Raw genomic sequence first — 2,036 nt, 5'->3', positions numbered from 1 at the left:
CTTTGCGGATTGGAACGAGGCGACGGCCGGACGCAACCGTGAGGCGGCGCTTCTGGCCGACTTCGATAGGGGTTTTGTCGTGCCTGGCCGGAAACCTCTTGTCGTTGTGACGGCTTCCGATGTGCTCGGCAGCAGGGCTCATCATCCGCAGCCGATGGCTAGAAGCTGGAGTGCGGCTTTCGACCACGCAGATGTGCCGGAGCAAGGGACAGCGGTTGTTCATTTGCAGCGAGGGCTGGCCTTGCTCGACGGCTTGCAGACCGTGGCAACGGGGGGCGGGTCGTCGCGCGAAATGATCAGGCTCGTATTTGCGGGAGACGATGCAGTGCTCGTTCCGCCCTCTGACCTGGCCTTGATCTGGCCATATGCGTCGGAGCGCGGCGAACTCACCCTCGACAAAGCGGATGGAAGTACATGGTGGAGCCGGCGTACTGAGGCGGAGCACGAAATTCAAATCGCCGGCAAGCAGCTCGCCAAACACATCAGCCAGCGGCGCCGCCGGCGGGCTCCGAAACTCGTACCTCCTGGTCCCATCTATGAGAGGTTCGTCGCGCGTTTTCCGTATTTCACGACAGTCGACCAAGCGAAAGCCATTCGGGACGTTTTGGATGATCTTGCGTCGGGCCACCCCATGGACAGGATCATTTGCGGCGACGTCGGATTCGGCAAAACCGAAGTGGCGTTGCGGGCCACGGCCGCCGTCGTATTGTCAGGGAAGCAGGTGGCGATAGCGGTGCCGACGACCGTCCTGGCAAGACAGCATGTCGCGACTTTCCGCAAACGCTTCGCTCCGTTTGGCATCGAAGTGGGGAGTTTGTCGCGAATCGGTTCGGGCGCAGAGACAAGAGAGGTGAAGGAGGGGCTGAAGAGCGGCAAACTGAAGGTCGTAGTCGGAACCCAAGCCCTCACCTCGAAGGACTTGAAGTTCGCCGGCCTCGGCCTTGTCGTCATCGATGAGGAACAGCATTTTGGGGCGACGGAGAAGGCGAAACTTTCCGGGCTGGCCAAGAGTATTCATGCCCTTTGGATGAGCGCCACGCCGATTCCGCGGACTCTCGCGGGCGGTCTAGCTGGCTTCAGGGATCTTAGCGTCATTGCCTCTCCGCCCATTCATCGACTCCCGGTCGTCACAAAGGTTGCTCCTCTTTCGGATGCTGCTATTGCCTCGGCATTGCTGCGCGAGCAAAGGCGGCACGGGCAAAGCTTCTTGATCTGTCCGCGAATTCAGGATCTTGATCCGATGCTGGCGCGCGTTCAATCGGTGGCCCCGGATCTCCGCATCGTCTGTCTGCATGGCAAGTTGCCTGCCGACGACATCGACGACCGAATGATGAGCTTCGTCGAAGGCGCGGCGGACGTGCTGCTGGCGACCAACATCGTGGAGAGCGGTCTCGATATCCCACGTGCAAACACGATCGTGGTCTGTTGGCCCGAAAAGTTCGGTCTTGCGCAACTTCATCAGCTCAGAGGAAGGGTGGGCCGCAGCGGGATACGGGCATTTGCGCATTTGCTGACCGATTCGGACTCGGAGCGATCCGAGAAGCGATTGGCCGTTTTGGAGGAGTTCAATAGACCCGGCGCGGGTTTCGCGATCAGTGCGCGGGATCTGGACCTCAGGGGAGCGGGGGATGTGCTTTCAGAGCGGCAGTCGGGCCATGTGCAGGTGTTCGGGCCGGTGCTCTACAGCCACCTTCTGAAGTTGGCCTCGGAGAAAGCCGACGACAGAACAGCCGACCTGTGGGTGCCTGACCTGAATCTGCCAGTAGGGGACATGTTGCCCGCAGGCTACGTGCAATCGGAGGCGGTTCGGCTGGAAATCTACGGCCGCGTCGCCAGATGCCGAAGCGAAGATGAGCTGGACGATCTCGAGGGGGAGACCTCTCGTCGCTTCGGCAGATTGCCTCCGGCGGCCCGCGATTTCTTTGCCGCAGCAAGGCTCAGGATCGACTGCAGGCGAAGAGGAATCATAAGACTTGATGTCGGCCGGGATGCCGTAGCCGCGACATTCCTGCCGGGACGACTTCGGAAATCCAAGG

General features: G+C 60.9%; 1 protein-coding gene. It reads left to right on the top strand.

Annotation, left to right across the window (positions count from 1 at the left end; translation table 11 throughout):
- A partial coding sequence (locus CQ13_RS11550) for a DEAD/DEAH box helicase (protein WP_057843026.1) occupies positions 1-2,036 on the top strand: 2,036 nt, incomplete at both ends.

Origin of the sequence: Bradyrhizobium retamae (assembly GCF_001440415.1) — a bacterium.
GTDB lineage: Bacteria > Pseudomonadota > Alphaproteobacteria > Rhizobiales > Xanthobacteraceae > Bradyrhizobium > Bradyrhizobium retamae.
This window is presented reverse-complemented; position numbering and strand designations above follow the sequence as displayed.